We start from the raw sequence: 24,916 nt of genomic DNA on the forward strand, positions 1-24,916 counted from the left end.
CATTTTAGCGTAGGTAATACAGCACTAATTACTGCACCACCAGCAGCTGTTGCTAATATTGTTACTGTTGGTGTTGCTTGTGGCGTTACATCTCCTGCTCCAACAATTTGTCTTAACTCTTGTTCATTTACAATTCCTACCGGATTATTAAAATCTTCTGTGCGCATTTTTGGATTTCTTAAAGTTTTGACTTCGTTTTTACTCATCATTTTTCATCCTTTTCTATTAATTTTTATTCTTCCCTATTAATACTTTAATAAAATAAGTGAATTAGGGTAGACTTACAGATCAGTTCTACATTGGCTTGAACATTTTAGTGTAGGCAATACACTAACAATTACTGCAGAAAGTGCGTCTGTTGTTTGCGGAGTTACATCCCCTGCTCCTACAATTTGTTTTAACTCTTGTTCATTTACAATTCCTACTGGATTATTAAAATCTTCTGTACGCATTTTTGGATCTCTTAAAGATTTAACTTCATTTTTACTCACTATAATCCTCCCTTCATTTCCATTTAATTACTGTTCGATTCAATATTAATGGAAATATTTACATTAATCAAGGGGAAAATTCTAAAAAAATAGTATATAAAGAATTTTAAATTTTTTATTGATTTTACCAAATTATAGGTTTAATATTAGGAGGTAATTGGAATTTTTGGATAATTTAATTTTATATTTTCCACTATCCTATTATGTTTTGATAGAGATGAATTTTTTTATCTCTCTAATTTTTCTATTAAATTAAAGGAGCTGTTTTAAAATGAAAAATAATTCTATTATGCGTTTTTGGAAAGATCCATTGTATCGTATGAATCTTTCTTCTGATGAAAGAGGAAATATGCCAGGTAGTCCAGTTGGAGATAGTTTAGAAGAAATCCAAGGAAATGAATTACTTAACGCAGTTGGAGCTGGAGATGTTCAAGCTAATACTAGCACGGTACAAATTCTTACACCAAAAACTCCTATTATCAGCAATACTTTAGGGAATAAAGGCCATGCATGTACCATTACTAAAGAATGTCAAAATATGTGCAATTAATTTTTATGATTTTATTTAATCGAAAAAATTTTAATATGAAATTAAATTAATTCAAAGGGGCTGTTTTAAAATGAAAAATAATTCTATTATGCGTTTTTGGAAAGATCCATTGTATCGTATGAACCTTTCTTCTGATGAAAGAGGAAATATGCCAGGTAGTCCAGTTGGAGATAGTTTAGAAGAAATCCAAGGAAATGAATTACTTAACGCAGTTGGAGCTGGAGACGTTCAAGTTAATACCAACACAATAGTGGTTACTCAAATAACAGCAAAATCTCCTTATATCAGCAATACTTTAGGGAATAAAGGCCATGCATGTACCATTACTAAAGAATGTCAAAATATGTGCAATTAAATTTTCAAAATTATTGACAACTTAGTTTTAACGTCCAATTTATATATATAAATTGGACGTTAAATTTATTCGTTTTCTTAATTTCATTAAAAGCAGTTTTAATTACTATGTATTTTTATTACTTTTCTTTAATTAATACATATTAGAGTAGAGAGATACCTACTTATCTTTCCATAAATCATCTATTATAGAAAGGTGTTACATAAAATGATTACTCATCCAAATAAGTTAGCAACATTTTCAGCTGAACGAAAGATAAAAAAGGAAGAATTCAATGAACATGGTAAACAACGTGTGAAATTGTGGGAGAGTTATTTTAAAGAAAAGGAAGATAAATTTCATGAATCTGTAGCTACCCTTCTTTCTTTATCAAAAAATGAACTAACAGCCTTAGCATCTAGTGAAATTTATGATATCAAGAAAATCAAATATGGTAATGAAGAATATATCCAGTATTTAGAGGATTTATTTACTTCTAAGTATGAAAATATAGATTTAAATCCTTTTTTAAAATTAACAGTACCGAACATCCCTTTCCATAATTTTTATGTTCCTTTTATGAAAATAGCGGTAGGAAAATTAAAGCAAGGACTGAATACTCTCTTCCCATCCAATATAATTTCAAATATGTTGTCACACCTTGAACAAGAACTATCAAAAATATGTTTTAAAACTTTAATATTAGAATTAAATGTCGCAAGACTTTCAGGACATTTAATTGGAGAATCCCCTACCAATAGATTCGAGTATTATTCAGATATTCTTTTGAACGATCAAAAATTTTTACATGGTTTTTACAATGAATATTCCGTTCTTGTACGTATTGTCTTAACTAAAATACATTACTGGATTGAAAATATCAAAGAAATTATTGAAAGATTTGAACAAGATAAAAATTTAATAACGCAGAAATTTCATCATGGAAAATCTGTAGGAAGTTTAATAAATATTAATTTAAGTTTAGGAGACAGTCATAAACAAGGAAAGGGAGTTGCTTCACTAGAATTTGATAGTGGCTTAAAAATAGTATATAAACCTCGTTCTTTAGAGATTGATATTAAATTTCAAGAGTTTCTTAATTGGATTAATCATAAAAAATCTACTAATTTTTATAATTTAACGGTCCTAAATCAAAATACCTACGGTTGGATTGAATTTATTGAGTACAAGGAATGTCTCAATCAAGAAGAAGTTGAGCAATTTTATATTAAAATAGGGCATAATTTAGCACTTTTATATGTATTAGATGCGGTAGATTTTCACAATGAAAATTTGATTGCATTTGGTGAACATCCAGTATTAATCGATTTAGAATCTCTTTTTCACCAGGTACCTGATGATGGGAATCCTGATGGTGAAACAGCTGTTGAACAAGCTTACTCTATACTTAATAGATCAGTTAAATCTACAGGGTTATTACCATCTTTATCCTTTTACCAAGGAGAAAATCCAAATTTAAAAGGGATTGATGTTAGTGGATTAGGTGCATCCGTAGAACAAATATATCCATTTAAAATTCCTTATATTTCTCAAGAGCATACTGATACAATGCAACTTCTTAAGGATTACACGACAATAGGTAAGGCTGAAGCAAATAAACCTAAGTTAAATGGCGTTGAAATTATTGCAAATGATTACTTGGAACAAATTAAATTAGGGTTTAAAGAACTTTATTCTTGGTTTTTAGAAAATAAAGAAGCTGTAAAGAAAAAATTAAGTCTATTTGAAGATACCGAAGTACGTTGTATTCTACGACCAACTGTGCATTATGGTGAACTTCTAACAACTATGTATCACCCTGACTTCCTTCGGGATGGCTTAGATTATGAATTTGTAACTCACCAATTATGGTTAGATACAACTGTTCGTCCTAGTTTGAAACAAATTGTTTCATCTGAAAAAAAAGATATTCTTAACGGTGATATTCCTTTCTTTACCTATAAAACAAATCAACGTCATCTGTATGATAGTACAGGAAAAATTATTAATAACTTCTTTAAAGAAACTGCACTCAATAAAACTTTAAAGAAAATTGATAAATTAAGCATCAAAGATTGCGAACAACAATTGCAAGTTATCCACATGTCTATGCTTGCAAGTAATGCCAAATCTAATGCAGATCTTACTGATATTGATCCTTATAAAAAAATAACAGGGAATATAAATAAACAAGATTTTTTAAATGAAGCTCAAAAGATTGGAGATTACCTATTATCAAAAGCGATTTCTGGAACACGTGATGGTGAAGAAGAACTAAGTTGGATTAGTACAGTATTTTTAGGTGGTAATGAAATTAAATGGGAAGTACAACCTATTGGTACAGATTTGTATAATGGTAGTTCTGGTATTGCTCTATTTTTCGCATATCTATCAGAGCTAACAAGAGAAAATAAATATAAGGAAGCCGCAAAGAAAAGCTTGGTTCCAGTAAAAAATATGTTAAAGGATTTATCAGATATACCTGGTGAGATGACTAACATAGGAGCATTTGTTGGATTAGGTGGAAACATTTATACTTTAAATCACCTATCTAAATTATGGAATGATCAATCCTTATTAAATAATGCTATATCGACCATACCATTTATAGTTAAGGGAATTAAATATGACAATGTATTTGATTTTGTAGCAGGTACCTCAGGTACTTTAAAAGTTTTAATTGGATTATATAAACAAACAAATGATAATGAAATTTTAAAAGCTGCTATAGCTTGTGGTAGCCATTTATTGGAACATGTTGAACTGAACAAAGATGGAGCTGCTTGGGTTACACCTTGGGATCCATTAGCTTCTATTGGTTTTGCACATGGAGTAGCGGGAATTATCAGTTCACTGTCAGAGTTATATTCTATTAACAAAGATGATAAAATACTTGAAATCATTCGAAAAGGCCTAATGTATGAAAGAAAATGTTTTGTGCCCTCTGTTGGTAATTGGCGGGGTCCTCAGAAAAAAAACGTTTCAACCGCTTGGTGTCATGGGGCTCCTGGTATTTTACTTAGTCGTTTATTATTAAAAGAAGAAGGCTATTATGATGATCTCCTAGATAATGAAATTGAGGTAGCTTTAGAGACAACCATTAAACAAGGCTTCGGTAATACTCGTTCCCTGTGCCATGGAGATTTTGGTCAAATTGAAATTTTACAATTTGCTGCAGAAGTGCTTGGTCGTAATGAATTACTTGATATAACTAAATCTGTCTCATGGCAAGTCCTTAATTCATTAAAAGATAAAGGCTGGAATAAGGGAATATGTCGAGGAACAGAATCAGTCGGGTTAATGGTAGGCTTATCCGGCTTAGGGATTGGATTATTAAAACAATATAACCCAGATATCATTCCCGGAATTCTTCGTCTAGAAAATAAATTAACAAATTAATTATGTCATAGCTTAAGAGGGATTTTGAAGGCTCTATTCCCTCTTAGACTATGAATATATAGAATCTTAATATACATTAATTCTCTTAACCATAGAAATTAAATTTATATAAAGCTATTGTCTACTAAAATATCTTCATTAAAAGGGTGATTTAAATTGAATATTATAAAAAAAATAATACTTCTAACACTTTTATTAACTATATGTTTACCTTCATATTATAATTCAAATCAAATAAAAGCAGAAACAAATAATAGTAAATTCTTTTTAATATTAAAAGATTCAAGTAAAACAGTGAAGGTAGAAGAATTTATAAATAAAAATTTTCCTACTATTCAAACAGATGTTGTTGAAGAAATTGGGATAATTAATTTAATATTAGACAATCCCAAACAATTAAAATCCATTTCACAAACTTTAAAAGATAAGTTCCCAAATCTTATTGATTCTTTTGGAGCAAGTTCTAAAATATCTTTACCAAAAATTGAGAAAAAACATCAATCTAAAAAGTATACGTTTCAAACAAAATTTGCTAGTATAGATGCAATTAATGATAATAGTATCTATACTAACTATACATGGAATCTCTCAGATGTTACCAATAACTATCAATCTTATAAATTAAGCAAAGGTGATAGTACGACTTCCATTGCATTGTTAGATAGTGGTATCGATATTAATCATCCTGATTTAAAACATAGTATTAGCTTAAGTAAAGCAAAATCTTTTGTAGAAGGAGATCCTAGTTTAGAAGATAAAATGGGGCACGGTACCCAAGTAGCAGGCATAATTTCAGGAAATGGTAATATAAAAGGTATATCTCCTAAAACTCAAATTATTCCTTATAAAGTAATAGGAGAAAAAGATGGTGAGTCCAAATGGGTAATTCAAGCAATTGTACAAGCGGCTAGAGATGGAAATGATATCATTAACCTAAGTCTCGGTACATTTAAATCTGTAGAAAAAAATTCTGATAAAGCAACCATACGTGCATATAAAAAAGCAATTGAATATGCTGAAAGTAAAGGATGTGTAATTGTAGCTTCAGCGGGAAACGATAGTATAAATCTGGATGAACCAATTGAAAAAAACAATTCAGATGGAACTAAAGATTTTCAAATATATTTACCTAGTAGTCTTGAAAACGTTATTACAGTTTCAAGTAGTGCAAAAGATAACACACTAGCTTCGTATTCTAACTATGGAAATATTATTGACTTTTCAGCCCCATCTGGAGATTATGGACCTAATTTCAAAAAAAATTTCCAAATAGATTTTAAGGACTGGATTATTACCACATCCCCTACTAATATAGAGGGTTCCGAAATAGACCAGTACTTAGGAATACCAACGGGGTATACACTATCTTTAGGAACTAGTTTAGCTTCACCCCAGGTAAGTGCTACAGCCGCTTTAATTATATCTAAATATCAGGAGATACATCACCATAAACCTACTGCAAAACAGGTCATTCAATATTTAAAGGATGGTGCAATTGACTTAGGTAATGATGGAAAGGATTCATTTTTTGGGTATGGTAAAATTAACGCATATAATAGCCTAATGTCTATTCAATAGACTCTATATCAATTTAAATCCATTCAGTTTTAGATATTTAAAGCATTACCCTCCCCAACAAATTAAGATTTTAAAGAAATCTAAACTTATTTGGTGTTCGAATAATCGAGTAAATATTTATGATATAAACACACTTTCAAATATTATCATCATAGTATGCTATACCTAATTATTCCAAATACAAAAGATAGTCATCACAACTTGGACATCCTATCTTTTTAATTATACGGTTAGTATCTCTCTTGTTTATCGTATAAATTTTTATATGTCAAAGAAAAAAAGCATTTAAAACGCGTTTTCAAACTCAATACAGGAAAAACACATATTATGAATCCAATTAGCTTTTATATTAGTAAATCCACTTCCAGGTTTTAGACTAGGTTAGATTCTTGTGCGATCTCATTACTTCATCATATAAAAAGATGAGTGAAAACGTTTTAGGAATAGACAAATCATCGGCATTACAATGTGTGTTTAAAAAATTAAAGAAGCAAGACTTTTATAAACATACAATTTCATCTTAATAATCTAATAACAAATCTTTAATTTAAACAACTCTCGTTCAAGCAAAAAAAGATGACCTAGTACCATATCTACTAGGTCATCCCTCCATTTTACTCAATTTATACATAACTTATCTAGATCTCTAGACCCTATACAGCTCTAGCAATTAAACAATCATTAAATATATCTTCTACCTAAAACATAGTATTATCATTTGCTGCTTCATTTGGAATCTCTTGAATTACATCCCAGTGTTCGGCAATCTTTCCATCCTTTATACGGAAAATATCCACTATAGCAACTCCCTTATCTTGAGAGTTAGTACGAGAATGTACATGAAGCGCAACTGTATCTCCTTCAGCTACTACACGTTTAATTTCTGCAGAAGAATTAGGATTCTTAACAAAATCCTCCTTAAAGAAATCCATGAAAGCTTTTCGTCCATCAGCTACGAAAAGATTATGTTGCTTATAATCTTCACTTACATATTTAGGGATAATATCGATATTATGTTTATTAAAAACTTCATTATAGAAATCAACTACCATCTTTTTATTCTTTTCTTTTTCTGTCACTTTATCATTCGATACTAGTTCTACATTCTCACTCTTTACTGAGTGAGCTTTGATATTACCAGTTGAAGCTTGAAATATCAAAGTCGACACAATTCCTAAAATGAACATAGAAATAACTATTATTATTAAATTTTTCTCTAATTTCATATATACCTACCTCTTCTAATTTTATAATTCATCTTCGATAACACGCTTAATTAAGGGAAAATCTTTCCCAAAATCTGATGTAAGAAATATTGTTAGGAAAATAAAATCCATCTATCCTAACAATACTCCTTATACGAGACATATTAGAAACTAATAGCTCTAACTTAATACCTCATTAACAGTTGCACTGTCCACAATTTGAATAAACTTCTTAACCTTATCGTTTTCATCAAACTCGTAAACATGACAAAAATCTGCTATGAATGATTTCCCCGTTACTTTGTGTGTTCCACTATATTTTCCATACACGATAACAATATTGTTATTAAAAGTATAAATTTCATCTTTAGCGCTATAGTTATCCCATTCCGTTCCAAGACGTTCATGTACGTTTTTCACTACTTCATCTGGACCTATATAAGTACCCGCATATGGAAATCCAGCAGCTTCTGTCCAAGATACTTTTTCACTTAAATACGTTTTGAAAACATCCAATTTTCCTTCGCCAGTTAACATATACGTTTCATGTAATAGTTTTTGATATTTATTCATATCATTAACCCCAAGGCATTTCTTTTGTTACAACTTTTGCACTTAATTCTAATACACCTTTATTTGCATAGCCTGGATATGCTGCTTCAAGTATTGCTACAAAATCTTTTGAAGTTTTACTTTCCTCAGAAGCTTGAATTGCTGTTCCTAGATAATCCATTGTCGCAGTAAGTGCTTGATTATTTAGGGATTTTTCGATTGATCCATGGCTAGGTACAATTATGTCAGCATGTAATGCCTGTAACACTTTCAAGTTCTCAATCCACGCCTCCATCGCCACTTTTGAGCTAGCATCCGCTAAGAATACATGTATTTCGTTAAATACATCAATACCACCAATTAATACTTTCAGCTCTTTATTAAATAAGCTAGTTCTGTATTGATCTAAGCCTACTAGTTCAAATGTTAGTCCTTGAAAATCAATCGTTTTTTCATTAAACACTTGAGGTAATACCATATTGCTTGGTGCATTTTCTCCAAGTGCACCTTTCCAAACTTTTAATTTTCCTAATACAGAATGAACAATATTTTCAACCGTAAACTCTGTTGCATATGCTATAGCTTCTGGGTATGCAGCTTTCATACTTTCTAACCCGAAATAGTAATCAGGATCCCCATGGATGATAAAGATTTTATCTAGAGATAAATTATTGTTTGTCAAATAATCCACAATTTCTTTCGAATCAGATTGCGTAAATTTTGAGTTTATTAAAAATGCATGTCCTGCTTTCTCAACTAAGGTTGCAGTGACCATAAAACTTTTTTCATTCGAACTAAACACCGTTAATTTCACATCTTTTTGATTTGTATCGATTGTTTTAAACATAGATGTTATTCTCCTTTTGTTATAGTTATTGAATAGATAACACATTGTTATTTTGTTCCGACAGAAGATCCCTCTTCAATTCTCTTGAAAGGTTCATCGCACCAGCAAATAGATGGGAGATGTATGTCGGCTGGCGTAAGCTAACATATTTGCTACTATGGTCTAAATTTTATTAGTATAAATTTTTAAAACGTGCTTCAATTTTATCTGGCGTCATTACCCCATCACAAATAGGAATAATTTGATTATCCTTTTGTAAAAGTAATGAAGGATAGCTATTAACCCCAAGCTGTCAAACCTTATTGAAATCATTTTGGACATCTACAATTGTTTCTTGCGCATTTAAACGCTCTATTACTTGATCAGGGTCCAAACCATGCTCAATTGCAATCTTACGATATGTCTCAGAATCACTTAGGCTTTGTCCATCATAATAAAACGCTTTTTGCATAGCCGACGTAAATTCTAACAAACGGTCTGGCGCTAATGAACGTAAAGCTGAAAATCCAATTGCAGCATCTTTTGAATTCGTTTTAAAAGTACCTTCTTCCACCAATTTTTGATAGGAAGGACCAAATTCTGCACCTGTAAGTTGATTAATTCTTTTATTTCCCTCTTCTATATATGAGAAATTTTTTATTGGTAGATCATCTAAAAATAATCCACCACATAAAACTGTTAAAGGCATTTCAGTGTGTTCTTTGTAAAATCCTTTAATACTTTCTGAAAAACCATAGCACCATCCACAATATGCGTCCCATACGTATATAAGGTTATCTTGTTTTTTCTCCATTTAAATCTCCTACCTTTATTTTTATTAGCTAGTCCAGCTATCACTTAAAAATTCTTAGCTAGCTTTTGGGTTTGTAAAATTGTATTTTTTTAGCAACCTTATTATTTTCCCAAAAAACTAATCCTTCCAAAAAAATATCAACTAAAATTATTCATAAAAGATAACACGCACATTATTGCTCTAAAGCAGAAAATACTACCGTTCAGAATATGCATAGTTTTTAATATAATAGTAATTTTCTGCATTAGACGATAACGTATAGACTGCTACCCTTAATTAAATATATAAATATTTTTCTTAAAATAGAAATTTGTTGTAACCAGATAAGTTACATATTATGTAATGATATTAGTTACAACTAAATTGAAAGTCAATTATTTTTTTACAAAAAACATTAAATTTCTACTTTAACGTTTCCACAACTATGGAATTAAAGTAAATTCCCTTTACCATAAATGTCTATTTTTCAAAGCAATGAATTCTAAAAAACATCTTCTCATTTTTCATTCACAGTTATAATGAAAAATGAGAAGATGTTTTCATATTCCTTTAATATGTTTTCTTTTAGTTCTATCCTAATTTTCGTTTTATATTTTCCTAAGGTAAATAAATCAAATATTTTGAGATAGAAATATGTAAATTTTTTAACCTTAGGAACTACAGGGATAGCATAATCAATTAGAATCCACGAAGTTTCCGTACTTAGAAATCTCCCACTTAACGACCTTACGGCCTATAAGAATTGAAAGTAGTTTAATTCTCTAACATGGATTGTGGAACAACTTTCTTTCCCACTACTTTAAATTCAATTTCCCCTTTTTCTCCATATATTAGTTCTATAATTGGAATAGTTACCATTAATTTTTCCTTTTTTTTTCTTTCTGTCTCTAAATCAATTATTTTCATATCACAATCCCCTTTATTTATTATAAACAAGGAGAAAGCACTCATTCGAGTGCTTTCTCCTTGTTTATAAGTGGACCTTGTAGGACTCGAACCTACGACCGAACGGTTATGAGCCGTTTGCTCTAACCAGCTGAGCTAAAGGTCCAAAGCATAAAATTTACTTCATAAGGCGTATTCACATATATCATTTTACCATATAATGTATCAATTCACTTTACTTTTTATTTAATATGCACATTTACATCGTGTTAAAAGTGTTTATATTCTGCAATCCTAATCCTTTGTAATTAGTACTATCTTTTAATACCTTTATAGAGGCCTAATTAACAGTAAAAAAATTCATATATCAATCATATTAAAAATGATATAGTTACAACATTGAATTGTTTATATTATCAAATGCTTTTATGCCATATTTCTTTATATCAGAAATTGTAACTAAATTATATGCCTGTTTCATTGTATTAAAGCAATTATCTATCTCTTCTTTTTCCATAATAGGTTTACCGGGACCATTATCTTCTAATTCTAGATGAGCAACTTCCCATGGTAAGTCAAATAGAATCATTTTTTCTAAACTCTTCCCACTATAACAACCTAAAGTATTCATTACACAGTCTAATATTTCCTTTTCTATTTGAGTTAATTGATTTGTACTAACATAACTAACTTCAAGATTGTCGTACTGATATACTTTATATTTATTAAAAATAACTCGATATACCGGGCCATGACTTCCTACTTCACAATCATCTTCAAATAAATATGTTCCAGTAAACACCTTACAAAATCCTTGCGCATAGTATAACAGCTTTTGAAGAGCTAAAGGAGTAATATCATCATTTTTATATAGCAAATAGTTAGCAACTTCCTCGATTTTCGTAGTCTGCGTAGAAGGGATATCACTATTTTCCTGTAGCTTTGCGATTGCTTCTTTAGAAACTCTATATGCTTTTTGAGTAATTAAATCTTTATTTCTTTCCAAAATATCTAGCATAAAAGATTGATCTCTACCTAATCTTTTCAATATATCCGAGTACTGCTTTGTCGGAATATCTCCATTTACATACCTTGTTAGGGTAACCTCTCCCCAACCTAAAAGTAAAGACAATGGACGTTTTCCAATCTTATATTTTTCTAAAACCTCTCTTATTTCAGAAATAGTGACTAACTGTTCCTGTTGTCTATAGGCATGATCTAATTGTTCTAAATTATAATCATGAATGTTAGGAACAAATATTTCAGATTTACACTCCTCGCAATTTGCTTCTTTACCTACGTAATGATATTGCTTCCCTCTAATGACTGTCACTTTTGAAACATCTTTAGTAGAATACCTTACCATATCTCGACAAAACTCACATAAAACCAACATAAAAATCCTCCCTCATTCTAAAACCATTAGTCACTTATCTTTACCTAAAAAGATAAGTGACTGGTTTATTCCTTTTATGAAAAGAAACAACAATCATGTATTTGTTCCTGTCCTTATTTTCAATTAGATTCATCTTAATATATATGTCTACCGACTTCTTTTGTCCCCAATTATCTAACTCATATTGTGGACAAAAGATATACAATTTTTCATGAGCAAAATTTGGATTTTTATTATCAACTGCATAACAAAAATCACGTACTCCTATATTAAGAAGAATCTCTTTCACTTTACTAGCGTTAATATTATTAGCCTCTAAAAATTCACTATTCTCTTTCCTTTTTTCATTTCGAGAAACCGTAAATCGATTATTTTTAATTAATTTTTTAAACTCTAATATGTACTGCTCAATCTCCCCGATTGTAAAATTAGTGTGCTTTTTTGTCTCCCTATTTTGAAAGCTAATATGCATTAAAATTCTTTCCCCTTTCAAATCGTACCTCATATTTACTAGAATTACAATAAAAAACATATCAATTGATACGTTTTTTTAAAAAATTCACAGTAAAATTCTATTCATCCTTCTTATAATGAGTACATTTATGTCGTCTACAAAACTTCTATATAATTATTTTTGCTGCGATTCGTAAATCTATTATGTATCTATTTTACAACCACAGTTTCATATATCCGTGTATACATTTAACGTAAAAAAACTACATATCCCTCCAATTTCCCTGATAAACAAATCAATTACTCATATGTTTTCTCCCCCTATATAAATTTCCTATCTTAATCTGTTGTTTTATACAGAAATGTATATTTATACCTGTTTAAACCCAAACAAAAAAGGCCTCCTCAAGTCGATTAATTGTGCATAGCAAAATAAGCTAATTACACTAATCGGCTCAAAGAAGCCCTTTCAAAATTAAAGTAAGAAAAAACTTACTTCTACAACTCAACCACAACACATAAGGTGTGGGAATGAACGGAATCAAATAAACTAACAATATACCTATATATTACAAAATACATAGGTTTATATCAAGATATTTTAAAATATTTCCAAATGCTGATTTTCATTCTTTATTTTCTTCCAAATAAAAAAGCATATAAATACTTTATTCTTTCCAAAACTGTTCCAATAGAATGACAATCACGGTACCCACGAGCAATCCATTCCTTAAAACATATTGTAAGGAAGAAGGAATGCCACTAAATGCGCTTTCTGGAAGAAACATTATTCCTAAACTGATTAATAATGTAATTCCTAATATAGTTAATCGGCGTTGATTTAATTCTTCGCTTAAAATCGATTGAAATGAAATGCCTATTACTTGGACAAATGTTGCTAAAAGTGCAGCATTGGCAATAGGGCCTGGAAGCAAGGATATAAAGCTTACGATTGAGGGAACAAAAGAAATTCCTGCTAATATAAGACTTGCTATAAGGAACGACTTCAACTTTCTTTGTCCTGTTAATTGAATAAATCCTGCTGATGCAGGTAATGGTACAATACCAATTGTAGAAAACAACGACGAGATAATATGTGATATACCTCCGACCCATACACCACGGTTCAATGTTTGCTTTTCATTTTCTTTAGATAAGGGAGCTACTTGTTTTACAGCTGAAATAGCAGCAATTGTATTTGCAACTAAAAGAAATGTAAATAAAGTTGCAGTTAGGGTCATTCCAATATCCAATCTAGGTGTGCCCCAAGCAAATATCTCTGGTAACTTAACTAGCGTTGTATGTGTAGGCATATAAGATGATTCTCCTAAAAGAGTATACAAAAGCCAACCACATGAAATTCCAAGTAACACAGCGTACCTTTTCATCCATCCTGTCCCTTTAATTGATAAGAAAGTAATAAGGGCAAAAACAAAGAGCGCAATAATAGCTGTTGGATAATCAGGATGAGTTGCAGATCCTTGTAATCCCATCATTCCTTTTAGTAACACACCACTAAGTTGAAGTGCTAAAATTAAAAGAAATGTCCCTGTAACTAAAGGAGTAAATAAACGTAAGATTCGATGAACAAGCCCTGTTATACCAAGAACGAAGAGTAATATACCTGCAATAATTAACCCACCTTCTAAAAGTTGCAACACGTCTTTTGCACTTTGTCCCTGATGCATAGCAACTTGTCCCAGTATGACAAATATACTTACCCATAAACCGGCTGGACCATCCGCTATGGGATAGCGATGCCCAAACCATGCTTGTATAAATGAACTTATTCCCACGACTAAAAAAGTTCGCTGCATTAATGTTGAAATATCTTCTACTGATAAATGGAATATGCCACCAATAATGATAGGCAATGCAATTGCATTTGCTAATAGAAACACAAACCACTGTAGAATACTAAAGCTTGTATTAAAGTATTTTTTATTCATATTATTCTCCTTTACTGAAAAAGAATCTCATAGTAAAAATCCATCCTTTCTATACAGTTAGATTAAAAAGGATGGATTTTGTAAATCTATAAAATCACTTTAATTATATAGATGAATTTTCAATTGATTACCATGTACGAAATGGTAAGAATTTCCCATTAAGTGTAATAACGATACGAGGATCGCCACCTTTTGGATCTTCTTGTGTATCCACACCTAAATTGAAGTTAATTGCACTCATTACACCTTCACCAGCTTTTTCTAAGATTAATTCTCTAAGAGTTGGTGCGTATTGTAACATCATTTCATATAATCGATATAAGATTGGGTCAGTAGGAGGCATTTGCATTACTTGGCCTCTAAGTGGAACTACTGTTAATGCCTGAACTACTTCTTCATCTAATTCTAATAGTTTACCGATTTTTTCTGCCTCCGGACGTGTCATTGTAGCCTGCCCTAATAATGCTGTTACAACCCAAGTCTCAGAGTTTTCACTTACTTTTGAAATTTCTTCCCATGTTAAACCTTTTGCGATTTTTGCTTCCATAATTTTTTGCGTAGCTTCTTGTCTATTCATATTTAATAACTTCCCTTCATTTAAGTAATGATTAATGTTTCATACCATTTAATGTTTTATATCCATCAACTACTACATCTAATTTACCTGTGTGAGGATCAATAACTAAACCATGTACAGGAACATCTTTTGGAATAAGTGGATGATTTCTTACTAAATCAACATTAGCTTGAGTCGAATCACAGATATCATCGAATCCAAATAGCCATTTTTCAAGGTCAACACCAGCATATTCAATTGCTGCTAAAATTTCTGGTGAAGCTACTCCACGATCTAATATTTTTTGAAGTGTTCCTTTGGGATTAGTTTGGCTTGCACCACATCTATGGTGTCCGATAAGAAAGATTTCATCTGCATTTAGATCATATACTGATGCTACAATACTTTGCATAACACTATCGAAAGGAGCAGCAATCTTACCACCTGCATTTCTGATAACTTTTGCATCTCCATCGTGTATATCTAAAGCTTTTGGAAGTAGCTCAATTAAACGAGCATCCATGCAAGAAACAACAACCATACGTTTCTTAGGCATTTTTGTTGCTTCACGGGGGGCGTATTTCTTATTTTCTACAAATTTTTCATTGAACGATAAAATATCTTGTAATAACATATTTGTAACCTCCTTTAAATCTAGATGTATTTTTTTGTTGCGTCCTCTGTGTTATAAGTACATATAACTAATAAACAATGCGATGTAAGAGGATAAACTTAGTATAGTGAATTGTATCGATAAGCTGAATAAGTTGGCGAAACACTTTCTGCTTTTCTACTTTCACGATGAAAGGATTGGTTTATATTATTGATCAAACAGATTTTGAGATACTGAAATTATTAGGAGAAAACTCAAGAATACAATGGAAAGAACTAGGTCAAAAAATACATATGACTGGGCAGGCTGTAGGAAATCGAATTAGGAGATTAGAGGATTTAGGGATTATTGAACAATATACAATCGCTATAAACCGAATCAAACTAGGACAAACCGTGACTGCATTTGTTACTTTGTTTGTCACATCAGCTAATCATCAAGAATTTATGGATTTCTTTCAAAAAGAAGAAGAAATATCTGAAGTACATCGTGTAAGTGGTGAAGGATGTTATTTATTAAAAACACATTTTTCTTCTAATGAAGAATTGGATAACTTTCTAGGTCGACTATTAAAATATGGGAATTATCGTGTTAACCTATCAATAGGGAAGTTAAAATAAAGTCTTTTTTCTTCCGAGGGGATAAGTTATTTTCTAATCCTTATTTCTATAGAGATAATAAGAGCCTTACTACAATTTATGTGTAGTAAGGCTCTTTAAATACTTATTAAATGCTATCTAATTGGCAGGGACTACCACATTAAAGGTAACCCCTTTTCATAATTATTGACTTACTTTTGCTATCTCCTTTAAATATCTTTGCATATTTTGATTTACTGCATAGACATAACATCCATTTATTCCGCGAGATAATAATACATAATAAATACGTTTAATATAGGATGTTAACTCCTCATTATTTATATCTGTTCCCTTAATTGGAAGTCCGTTTCGATCTTTATATTCTTTTGGATTCACTACAATCTTAGCCTTATTTAAATCATAGTCTCCATTTTCTTCACCTGCGTAATCACAATCAATTTCAGCTCCTAAAATCACTCCAACATAATTTAAATCCGCACCTTGTGTAGTATGTATACATCCTATTTCCTCTATACTATTCTCAAAGTTAATCCAACCTTTTACCTTTGAGTTCCATTTGAATGTCTCACCTGTAACGGGATCTTTTATATCATAGTGATTTTTATCCTTTTGTGTAATCCATTTCCAAGAATATCCTGCGACTACGCGACATAATTCATGTTTTTTATTTAATATTTTCATAGATTCATTCAATTCTGTAATAGAATCCATTACCTTAAAGTCATAGCCCTGTAATAACCCTTCTTCATACACTCCAACATTATTTGCTATTTGTAGATATTTACGCAGCCATGCTAGATATTGATCTCCAGATTTTAAACGGAATTGTTTATGTAAGGGATGCCTCTTATAATTCGCTGTCAACCGTTGGAATACATCTGTATCTATATCTGCAGGTCGAATTGTTTGGTATGGATCATAAACCACAGTTAAGTGATACGCAAGTTTTTCTATTAACTCCAACTCAGTTGTATAACCATTATCGGTGACTAAATGTTTTAAATCACGTGCTTGTTTACCAAAATATTGTTTCAGACGATGGGCTTCGTCCACAAAAACATATTTATATTTTGTGCCCCTACTTTTTGCCTGCTTTATAAATTGTGAAGGTGACAGTACTGTAATACTTTGTAGACCTAGTTTGTTCATTAAGCTCTTATATAAATTTAAAGAATGATTTTGTGGGACAATAAGTGCAATGTCTTCATGAGACAGTCCCTCACGTGCTTTACCAGTTTTATCATCATAAGCAAGCGCATATAAGATATTTGTTAATACAATTGTTTTACCGGTACCCGGGTCCCCTGTAATCAAATGTCGACTATTTGATGTAGTAAGCATTGTATTAAAAATGTCTTTGCAAACCTCAATTTGATTTGCCGATAACTCTTTAAATGGTGAATATTTATAAATAAATTTATTATGTATCTCACCTAAATTCTCACTAGCTATACCTTCTTTCATTAACTGAGCCCAAATTTCTCCAAACATATTTTCAACATTTTCAATTCCATTATAGGAATGAATTTTTTGTCCTCTGACTTTATTCAGTAAGTTAAATTTTTCATCCGCTAATAAATATTCAATTAATAATGTTTCAATATGTTTAATTGAGCTTTCATTAAATAAATCACTCTTTATCACAATAACTTCCTTGAATGTTTTATCTTCATCATTTAAATGTGCAATGAAACGGCCATAAATATCTGTGGACTTACCTACATATATATTCTTTTTATCTCGTTGAATATAAACTACTGGTATTCCATCTATTTTAGGGTCTCTAATACAACCTTGCTCAAACTCTTTTCGCTTCTTTTTAATTATGTAAAATGAAGATAATTTTGCTGCAAATGATAGCATTTGAATAACTCCCTACTTTTTAATTTTAAGAATACTTAAGGATGTGTGGATTTCATACTTTTGAAATACAATCCGTACATCCAAATCATGATCTCAACCATCTGCTTTCTCATAACCATTTTAAAAAACTGTAAAACGATTTTCGCTTTACAGTTCGTTATATTTTTTATTACTCCCAAATGCTTTTTCTACAGGATATTTCTCTGCATTCTTTTCCAACTTAGCATGTACTACTTCTTCTAGATCGATATCTAATTTATCACTTAGCATAAGTAAATAGATCATTACATCGGCCATTTCTTCTTTTATTTCCTGCATTTTCGTCTCTGTTGCTTCTTCACTAGACTTCCATTGAAAAGTCTCAAGCAACTCTGATGCTTCTAAATTTAAGGAAATTGCTAGATCCTTCGCATTATGAAATTGCCCCCAATTTCTCTCATCTCGAAATTTTATTACTGCCTTTTGCAAATCTTCCATCACTATTAATCTCCTCTCAATTACTTATTATCTCTTTAAAACAAAATTCATTACATCTGGAATTCCATCTAATTAACCTTAATCCAAATATAATTATCTTCATATTTAACATTTAATTTTCATCGAATTCCCTTCATATAGTCCTCTAATTGTCTTTTGACACTCCCACGGCTAAAGCCGCAAGTCCTATACCTTACGGTGTAACGGATGGGATTCTTGAATGACTAAGCATTCACAGTCCATTTCTGTTTTGAACAGCCTTCAAGATGAGGGTGTGCCATCACCCCTCCTAAGACAGACCATATAGGTTCTTAGGCTGATTGACTATTACCGCCAACCACAGTTGCGTAGCGAATATTCATCGCCCCAACAATATCACGATGTTTCTCAAACCCACATTGGCACTTGTATTTTCTGTCTTGCGCCTTGTTCTTTCCAGAACATTTCGGACATGTTTGACTTGTATAAGAAGGGTTCACATATTCGACCTTTATGCCAACTAATGTCGCTTTGTACTCGATGAATTGTGCTAAACGATGGAATGACCAAGTGTGTAGATTTTTTTCGTTTTTACGGCTTGTTCGTGCCGTCTGTCTAATGTTCGTTAGTTGCTCTAATCGAATGACAGAAATATTATTATCCGTTGCAAAATCAACGATTCCACGACTTACTTTGTGGTCTTGGTCTTGCATCCATCTTTGTTCTTTATCATCAAGTTGACGAAGGGCATTCAGTTTCTTAGCTTCTCCTAATTTCTTGCGAACACTGCGAAACTTACGTTTCATAAATTTGTTTTGCCTACCGTTCCCGAAGAAACGAACTTTATCATCATCTGTGATAGCTACCGCAGGAACTTTGAGACCTAAGTCTACTCCTAAAATCTTTGTTCCCGTTTTTTCGTTTGTAGGAATCGTGACAGATATTTGAGCAATCCATTTAGCAGATTTCTTCGTGATACGAAGTGTGCCTAACTTGTGCTTCAACAATTCGAAATTGCGATTATATTTGTCGATTAATAAAGCGCGAACCTTTAAACGAGTTGACTTTCCGTTTACCATAAACGGAATTGAAATGTGTGTGAAGTCAAATGAATAGTTTTGGTTATTCCATACACAAACAGGTCTTTTTAGAATTGGAACGATTTTGTATTTACTCTTTTTCACCTTTGTAGAAAACACACTTTTCGCATCTTTAATTGCTTGATTTTTCACCGCACTTGGGATATTGGCCTCAATATCCTTTGTACTTTTCTTCGTGCTTTTCTTTGCTTCAACCATTTCAGATACAAGAGCATTAATGACTTTTATATACTCGTGGCTACTTTGTTCCAATAGCATGATTTGTTCTTTTGTTGGAAGCAATTTAACTTTAACCGTGATGGTTTGTGGCACAAGTTTCACCCCCTCTTTTTTTGATTTTCAACATAATGTTTTATTGTCTCACTTGATACACTTCCAGCAGTAGAAACAAAATAAGAACGCGTCCATAGGCTCGGCAAGTGTTGAAGATGTGGAAACTCTTCTCTCAAACGTTTTGATGTCACTCCTTTAATTTTTGCCATTGTATCAGCAGGACTAAGTGTTGGTGGTGTATTTAAGAACAAGTGAACGTGGTCTTTGTCGCATTCCATTGCAACAATAGAAACATCCAATTCTCCGCATATTTCTTGAACCAACTCCTTGAAACGTTCTTCTAATTTTGTATTAAGAAAAATCTTTCTTCTGTATCGCGGGCAAAACACAAAATGATAGTTAATTAATGACACGGTTGTTTTGGTTCTTCTATAATCATTCATCATGTTCGCATTGTATCAGTTAGATTATAAAACTGCAACACGAAAGATAAAAAAATAAAAGATACCAACATTTTGGATACTTAGAGTGCCACAAACCTTGCGGTTTTTAGTGCACTCCTTATCCAACCTCACTTTCATCCCATGCCTAAACGCGAGGGGCTTTCTCGTTCGGGAAGGGCTGTAATTGCATAATCATTTCTGTTCCACATTGATTACAGTTATACATGTACCATTCCCCTTTACTGGATAACACAATTCGTCTCTCTTATGTTCTTCCTGTCCTTGAAGTTAAAAATTATACTATTTTACTTTAAAAATATTCCTCTTATGCCACTTAAAGTATAATTTATTCTCCGGTTGAATTCCTATCTTAGCTTTTGGTATTAATCCAAATTTCAAATAATCTGTTTCCACTATTAATGAGGAAATATGCAGTCGTCCCTGGCCATCAAATGTGATAAACCCTTTATCATAAAGAGCATCATGATTACAGCACAGTAGTACACCGTTATACGGATCTAAGCGTTCCATACTTGTACTATCTTTCCATGGCTTAGAATGACTTGCTCTTAACAATTCTGGTAAATTTATTCCGCATAATGCACATTTTCCGTTCCAAATCTCCATTAATTCCTCTCTAAATTTTTGCTGTCCAATTCGGATTTTTGCTTTTACTTCGGATTCCGTCTCAGCTATAACTGGAATTAATGTGTTATTTTCTGTCCTTCTTACCGGATCAACTGCTAACTCTAATTGCTCATCATTTATTTTATAAATGTTTGAATCACCAATTAGTTCCATTAATTTAAGGGCTAATTCTTCATTACATGGATATAAATAACCTTGGTTTCCATTTGCATCTGATTGAAAAGGTGAATATTTAATTGGCAACAGGTGCGATATCTCTTCAAATTTATCACGTATATTAATTGGTTTTTCTAACTCATGATATTTTAAAGATACCAAATAGCCTTCATCATTCCATTGATCATGGCTTTTCATAATCGATGGTTTATTCGATTCCTTACAATCTTCTTCAGCGATACTAACTGCTACAATATTCCCTTTTACATAATGAAAGATTCGATCCCCCTCTTTTACATCCATCATTCTTTTCCATGAATGTGGTACATTACCGCCTCTATCCTTTTTAGGTGACCAAATAATTTCTAATCCTTTTTCCTCTTGATATGTATGCCCCTGCATAACAATAAAATGATTCATATACTCTCTCCTAAAGCGTTAACTCATTACGCTATTTTCTATTTAATATAATACTAAAAAACTCTCCTATGATTAGCAAATTGTCTGTTTCATTTTCAATACCAAACAACCTTCTCTACAGAAAAATTCTGCAATTCCTTTTACTCAACAATTGAGAAATCCAACTTTATATCCATTTATAAAAACAAAAGAGTTGACCCAAAAGGTCAACTCTTCTATTTTAAATTTTTTATTTCTCTTCTTCTTTTTTTGCAATTTCCCGTTCATTTTTAGCGATTAAATCATGAAAATGTTCTTCTTTATTTTCTTCAATATAATTCATAAGGTCTTTAAGTTCCATTTATATCGCCTCCTGTATTTATTATATCAATAATATAATAAAATGTCAGGATAATATCTATTAATTATTTTATAAAATTTATAAGATATATTCACTAAAAAACAAGAGCTGATTTCTCGATAAATTGATTATTTCGAGATTCATCAACAATAATTTCTTTTACTCGTTTTGATTCTTTAAAAGCAAAAACTTCTGGTTCCTTCCCGGTATTATCATATAAAGTATAGCAATCTATTAAATCTTTAATGTTAGAAAAAGTAGTCGCTACTTTCAAATGACTTTCTTCAATTATATTTTGGGGTACCAATCTTCCTGTTACTTTAAAACGCAAATTGGATCGCTCTAAAGCAACCTTTATTGGGACATCTACAATAATTGCTTTAATACTAAAACCTGCTAGTCTTAATTGTTGAATTAACTTTTTGTATTTTACTTCATTTTTCATTGTACCATCATACATAAAGTTTATTTTTCTTTTCATGCAGATTTTTAAAAGTTTCATGGTAATATCACTACTTTCATCATGAACTAAAAAAGCTGCTTGTTTCATTAACTCAATATTTCCGGATTCTATTAACTCTTGATATTCTGGTATTTTTTCTTTGATCTTATCAGGATCTATCCAAACCATGTTTTGTTTCTGATGTTTATATCCCTTACTTACTAACTCTCCAATTGAGCTTTTTCCAGCAGCAGAACCACCACCAAGTAATATAGCCTCAGGTTCTTGCTCTTGCTGCGGTTGATCATTTAGAAATAATTTAATGATTTCATTATGTAAAAGCTTACGTTCTATTGTATACTCCCCATTAATTACGTACTTTTCTCTAGTTGGTTTCAATTTTTATTCTCCTCTTCTATAGATGCATTATTGTGTCCCTTTAAAAATTTGAGACCTTCCCCTTTAACTACGCTTATTACTTCGGTATTTTGAAATCTCTATAAGAGATTTAACTTACTATAATTTCATATAACTCTTTTTGTTAGATGCTATAGGTTTCAATTCATCACTATATATTCCTTCTAAACAATCATATTTCTCTTTAGCTTAAAACCTACTTTAAACCTCCACTTAAACAAATAAAAAAGGGCTCCTTTAAGTCGATTAATCGTGCATAGCAAATAGGCTATATACACTAATCGGCTCAAAGAAGCCCTTTCAAAATTGAAACAAGAAAAAACTTGCTTCTACAACTCAACCACATCACATAAGATGTGGGAATAAACGGAATCAAATAAACTAACAATATAATTATATATTACATAATAAAAGTATAATTCTCAAGGATATTTCATTAAAATATTCCTACAGTGCTTCTACGGTAGGAATATCAGCAGGTGCCCACTTTAAATGCTTTAAATCTTTAATACTCATCCATTTTAGCTCTGCATGCTCAAGAGCTTTAGGCTTACCTGCCAAGATTCTAGCTTTATATGTAGTAAGATGAACAACAATAGTTTCATACTCGTACTCGACTTCCTCTACCTTCTCATCTACAACAATTGTACATCCAAGCTCTTCTTTAATTTCACGAATTAATGCAGCTGGTGGCTCTTCTCCCTTGTTTATCTTACCACCTGGAAATTCCCAATAATTTGGTAACGTCATTGTAGGAGAACGTAATGCACATAAGACTGCATTATTTTCATTAACAATTACCGCACCAACCACTGATATTTTTCTCTTCATACTTACTCACTTCCTTATACAGTTTAATTAATACTTACTATCTTATATTAATTCATATTTTAACACCAAGTTTTCCTTTTAGATGATGATTAAACTTTCATTTATACTAAAATCTTTCAAGTAAGCAAGAAAAAATGAAAATAAAAAATGGAAAATTTGTTAACGACAATGATATGCTTACATATGTATATTTGTTACATAAATACATTAATTTTATTAAATGAGAGGTGATGAATCGCATCTCAACATTAAATCATTACAGTATTATAATTTATAAGCAAAATCTAGTATCTTAGATAAGGAGGTTCTTAAATGAACTGGAGAAAAATTTTTGGTTATCGCTCTAAAACCGCATGGAAAATGTTTATTGCTTCCATTGTTTATATCTTTATTTTATTTTTAATACTTCAAGCAATTATTCCAAATTCTATCCGCCCTGCCCTTGTTAATATTGGTTTTTTTGGATTTTCGTTAAGCTTACTTGCTTTAATTATTGGATTAATTAAACCACAATTTGTGTTACCCAAAATACAAATTAAAACCAGAAAGAAAGTAGTATATTCATATTTATATCTAGCACTAGCTTTCTTTTTAATGGGTATTGTATTTATTGATGGAAAATCAACTTCCAATCAAACTGTACAAAAGGCAGACACCAAAGTTGCCACTTCACAAGATACTAAAAAAGATACAGCAGACACAAAGAGTAAGGAAGAAGCTGAACGTAAAGCTCAAGAAGAAGCTGACCGTAAGGCTCAGGAAGAAGCTAACCGTAAAGCTCAAGAAGAGACTCAACGTAAAGCTCAGGAAGAAGCTAACCATAAAGCTCAAGAAGAAGCTCAACGTAAAGCTCAGGAAGAAGCTAACCGTAAGGCTCAGGAAGAAGCTAACCGTAAGGCCCAGGAAGAAGCTAACCGTAAGGCCCAGGAAGAAGCTAACCGTAAGGCCCAGGAAGAAGCTTCACAAAAAAGTAATGCTGTTGTTTCCTCATCTAGTGGTAATCATAACGGTTCTAATCGGAAACCTTTCCAAAATGATCCTAGTGATGACAAAGAAGCCAATACCACTTGTAAAGGACAAATTAAAGGAAATGCCAATTCGAAAAAATACCATGTTCCTGGTGGACAATATTATGATTCTACAAAAGACAATATTGTTTGGTTCTGTTCAGAAGCTGATGCTCAAGCAGCTGGTTATGTGAGATCTAAAAAATAAAGTCAATTACATTAGAAAAGGAAACACTCTATAAGCGTTCCCTTTTCTAATGTCAAAATATTATTATCCATTTATTAATAGCGAATAATAAGCTACACCCTATTAAGAG

Annotated in this window: 24 protein-coding genes, 1 tRNA gene and 1 pseudogene; 6 read left to right on the top strand and 20 right to left on the bottom strand. The window is 31.5% G+C overall.

What is annotated here, in order from left to right:
- Together MR143_RS29390 and MR143_RS29395 are read right to left on the bottom strand one after the other, a co-directional pair.
- Nucleotides 1-206: class II lanthipeptide, LchA2/BrtA2 family (locus tag MR143_RS29390; RefSeq protein WP_242281210.1), on the bottom strand; the 206-nt coding region annotated here is incomplete at its 3' end.
- Nucleotides 207-281: 75 nt separating this feature from the next.
- A complete protein-coding gene (locus MR143_RS29395; RefSeq protein ID WP_242281211.1) occupies nucleotides 282-491 on the bottom strand; it encodes a class II lanthipeptide, LchA2/BrtA2 family in 210 nt (69 codons plus the stop codon).
- Nucleotides 492-762: 271 nt separating this feature from the next.
- Here MR143_RS29395 and MR143_RS29400 point away from each other — a divergent pair, with 271 nt between their 5' ends.
- The 4 genes from MR143_RS29400 (at nucleotide 763) to MR143_RS29415 (ending at nucleotide 6,352) form a co-directional block, all read left to right on the top strand.
- Nucleotides 763-1,041: a plantaricin C family lantibiotic gene (locus MR143_RS29400; protein WP_242281212.1), complete on the top strand. Its 279-nt coding sequence runs from the start codon at nucleotides 763-765 to the stop codon at nucleotides 1,039-1,041.
- A 70-nt stretch (nucleotides 1,042-1,111) separates the two neighbouring features.
- On the top strand, nucleotides 1,112-1,396 hold the full coding sequence (locus tag MR143_RS29405) for a plantaricin C family lantibiotic (RefSeq protein ID WP_153582535.1): 285 nt from the start codon (nucleotides 1,112-1,114) through the stop codon (nucleotides 1,394-1,396).
- Between the two features lie 207 nt (nucleotides 1,397-1,603).
- On the top strand, nucleotides 1,604-4,774 hold the full coding sequence (locus tag MR143_RS29410) for a type 2 lanthipeptide synthetase LanM family protein (protein ID WP_242281213.1): 3,171 nt from the start codon (nucleotides 1,604-1,606) through the stop codon (nucleotides 4,772-4,774).
- Between the two features lie 156 nt (nucleotides 4,775-4,930).
- Nucleotides 4,931-6,352 carry a S8 family serine peptidase gene (locus MR143_RS29415; RefSeq protein ID WP_242281214.1) on the top strand — a complete coding sequence of 474 codons (1,422 nt, stop codon included), beginning with the start codon at nucleotides 4,931-4,933 and terminating at the stop codon, nucleotides 6,350-6,352.
- 698 nt (nucleotides 6,353-7,050) lie between these two features.
- Here the strand turns inward: MR143_RS29415 and MR143_RS29420 are convergent.
- The 11 genes and pseudogenes from MR143_RS29420 to MR143_RS29470 all read right to left on the bottom strand — a co-directional run bounded on the left by MR143_RS29420 (nucleotide 7,051) and on the right by MR143_RS29470 (nucleotide 15,622).
- Nucleotides 7,051-7,578 carry a nuclear transport factor 2 family protein gene (locus MR143_RS29420; protein WP_242281215.1) on the bottom strand — a complete coding sequence of 176 codons (528 nt, stop codon included), beginning with the start codon at nucleotides 7,576-7,578 and terminating at the stop codon, nucleotides 7,051-7,053.
- 159 nt (nucleotides 7,579-7,737) lie between these two features.
- On the bottom strand, nucleotides 7,738-8,130 hold the full coding sequence (locus MR143_RS29425) for a nuclear transport factor 2 family protein (RefSeq protein WP_242281216.1): 393 nt from the start codon (nucleotides 8,128-8,130) through the stop codon (nucleotides 7,738-7,740).
- A gap of 4 nt (nucleotides 8,131-8,134) precedes the next feature.
- Nucleotides 8,135-8,956, bottom strand: a complete 822-nt coding sequence (locus MR143_RS29430; protein ID WP_242281217.1) for an MBL fold metallo-hydrolase — start codon at nucleotides 8,954-8,956, stop codon at nucleotides 8,135-8,137.
- Between the two features lie 172 nt (nucleotides 8,957-9,128).
- Nucleotides 9,129-9,749: pseudogene (locus tag MR143_RS29435) on the bottom strand (DsbA family protein).
- Between the two features lie 753 nt (nucleotides 9,750-10,502).
- On the bottom strand, nucleotides 10,503-10,655 hold the full coding sequence (locus MR143_RS29440; RefSeq protein ID WP_000691088.1) for a hypothetical protein: 153 nt from the start codon (nucleotides 10,653-10,655) through the stop codon (nucleotides 10,503-10,505).
- A gap of 71 nt (nucleotides 10,656-10,726) precedes the next feature.
- A tRNA-Ile gene (locus MR143_RS29445) sits at nucleotides 10,727-10,800 on the bottom strand.
- A 225-nt stretch (nucleotides 10,801-11,025) separates the two neighbouring features.
- Nucleotides 11,026-12,030, bottom strand: coding sequence for a type II toxin-antitoxin system antitoxin SocA domain-containing protein (locus MR143_RS29450; RefSeq protein WP_000960612.1), 1,005 nt, complete (start codon nucleotides 12,028-12,030; stop codon nucleotides 11,026-11,028).
- Between the two features lie 40 nt (nucleotides 12,031-12,070).
- Nucleotides 12,071-12,502: a hypothetical protein gene (locus MR143_RS29455; protein ID WP_000548171.1), complete on the bottom strand. Its 432-nt coding sequence runs from the start codon at nucleotides 12,500-12,502 to the stop codon at nucleotides 12,071-12,073.
- 649 nt (nucleotides 12,503-13,151) lie between these two features.
- Nucleotides 13,152-14,432, bottom strand: coding sequence for a purine/pyrimidine permease (locus tag MR143_RS29460; RefSeq protein ID WP_001037033.1), 1,281 nt, complete (start codon nucleotides 14,430-14,432; stop codon nucleotides 13,152-13,154).
- A 127-nt stretch (nucleotides 14,433-14,559) separates the two neighbouring features.
- A complete protein-coding gene (cynS, locus tag MR143_RS29465; protein WP_001081567.1) occupies nucleotides 14,560-15,009 on the bottom strand; it encodes a cyanase in 450 nt (149 codons plus the stop codon).
- A gap of 31 nt (nucleotides 15,010-15,040) precedes the next feature.
- Nucleotides 15,041-15,622 carry a beta-class carbonic anhydrase gene (locus MR143_RS29470; protein ID WP_000926478.1) on the bottom strand — a complete coding sequence of 194 codons (582 nt, stop codon included), beginning with the start codon at nucleotides 15,620-15,622 and terminating at the stop codon, nucleotides 15,041-15,043.
- Nucleotides 15,623-15,789: 167 nt separating this feature from the next.
- Between MR143_RS29470 and MR143_RS29475 the strand changes: the two genes are divergently transcribed.
- Nucleotides 15,790-16,221 carry an Lrp/AsnC family transcriptional regulator gene (locus tag MR143_RS29475; protein ID WP_000677474.1) on the top strand — a complete coding sequence of 144 codons (432 nt, stop codon included), beginning with the start codon at nucleotides 15,790-15,792 and terminating at the stop codon, nucleotides 16,219-16,221.
- Between the two features lie 162 nt (nucleotides 16,222-16,383).
- Here MR143_RS29475 and MR143_RS29480 read toward each other — a convergent pair whose 3' ends face one another.
- From MR143_RS29480 to MR143_RS29510, 7 genes are all read right to left on the bottom strand, one after another.
- Nucleotides 16,384-18,066, bottom strand: coding sequence for a DUF2075 domain-containing protein (locus MR143_RS29480; RefSeq protein WP_000947887.1), 1,683 nt, complete (start codon nucleotides 18,064-18,066; stop codon nucleotides 16,384-16,386).
- Nucleotides 18,067-18,213: 147 nt separating this feature from the next.
- Nucleotides 18,214-18,543 (bottom strand): nucleotide pyrophosphohydrolase, encoded by a 330-nt coding sequence (locus MR143_RS29485; protein ID WP_000389841.1) that lies wholly within the window; start codon nucleotides 18,541-18,543, stop codon nucleotides 18,214-18,216.
- A gap of 311 nt (nucleotides 18,544-18,854) precedes the next feature.
- A complete protein-coding gene (locus MR143_RS29490) occupies nucleotides 18,855-19,934 on the bottom strand; it encodes an RNA-guided endonuclease InsQ/TnpB family protein (RefSeq protein WP_046945673.1) in 1,080 nt (359 codons plus the stop codon).
- Between the two features lie 5 nt (nucleotides 19,935-19,939).
- Nucleotides 19,940-20,341: an IS200/IS605 family transposase gene (gene tnpA / locus MR143_RS29495; protein ID WP_021727988.1), complete on the bottom strand. Its 402-nt coding sequence runs from the start codon at nucleotides 20,339-20,341 to the stop codon at nucleotides 19,940-19,942.
- A 297-nt stretch (nucleotides 20,342-20,638) separates the two neighbouring features.
- A complete protein-coding gene (locus tag MR143_RS29500) occupies nucleotides 20,639-21,562 on the bottom strand; it encodes an HNH endonuclease (RefSeq protein WP_001015283.1) in 924 nt (307 codons plus the stop codon).
- Between the two features lie 434 nt (nucleotides 21,563-21,996).
- Nucleotides 21,997-22,743, bottom strand: coding sequence for a zeta toxin family protein (locus MR143_RS29505; protein WP_199718448.1), 747 nt, complete (start codon nucleotides 22,741-22,743; stop codon nucleotides 21,997-21,999).
- A gap of 465 nt (nucleotides 22,744-23,208) precedes the next feature.
- Nucleotides 23,209-23,592, bottom strand: coding sequence for a (deoxy)nucleoside triphosphate pyrophosphohydrolase (locus tag MR143_RS29510; protein WP_000823375.1), 384 nt, complete (start codon nucleotides 23,590-23,592; stop codon nucleotides 23,209-23,211).
- Nucleotides 23,593-23,904: 312 nt separating this feature from the next.
- On the opposite strand from MR143_RS29510, the gene MR143_RS29515 reads away from it, so the two are divergent.
- Nucleotides 23,905-24,807 carry a sunset domain-containing protein gene (locus MR143_RS29515; protein WP_242281218.1) on the top strand — a complete coding sequence of 301 codons (903 nt, stop codon included), beginning with the start codon at nucleotides 23,905-23,907 and terminating at the stop codon, nucleotides 24,805-24,807.
- The last annotated feature ends 109 nt before the right edge of the window (nucleotides 24,808-24,916 follow it).

Origin of the sequence: Bacillus cereus group sp. BfR-BA-01347 (assembly GCF_022663835.1) — a bacterium.
Classification (GTDB): Bacteria; Bacillota; Bacilli; order Bacillales; family Bacillaceae_G; genus Bacillus_A; species Bacillus_A thuringiensis_K.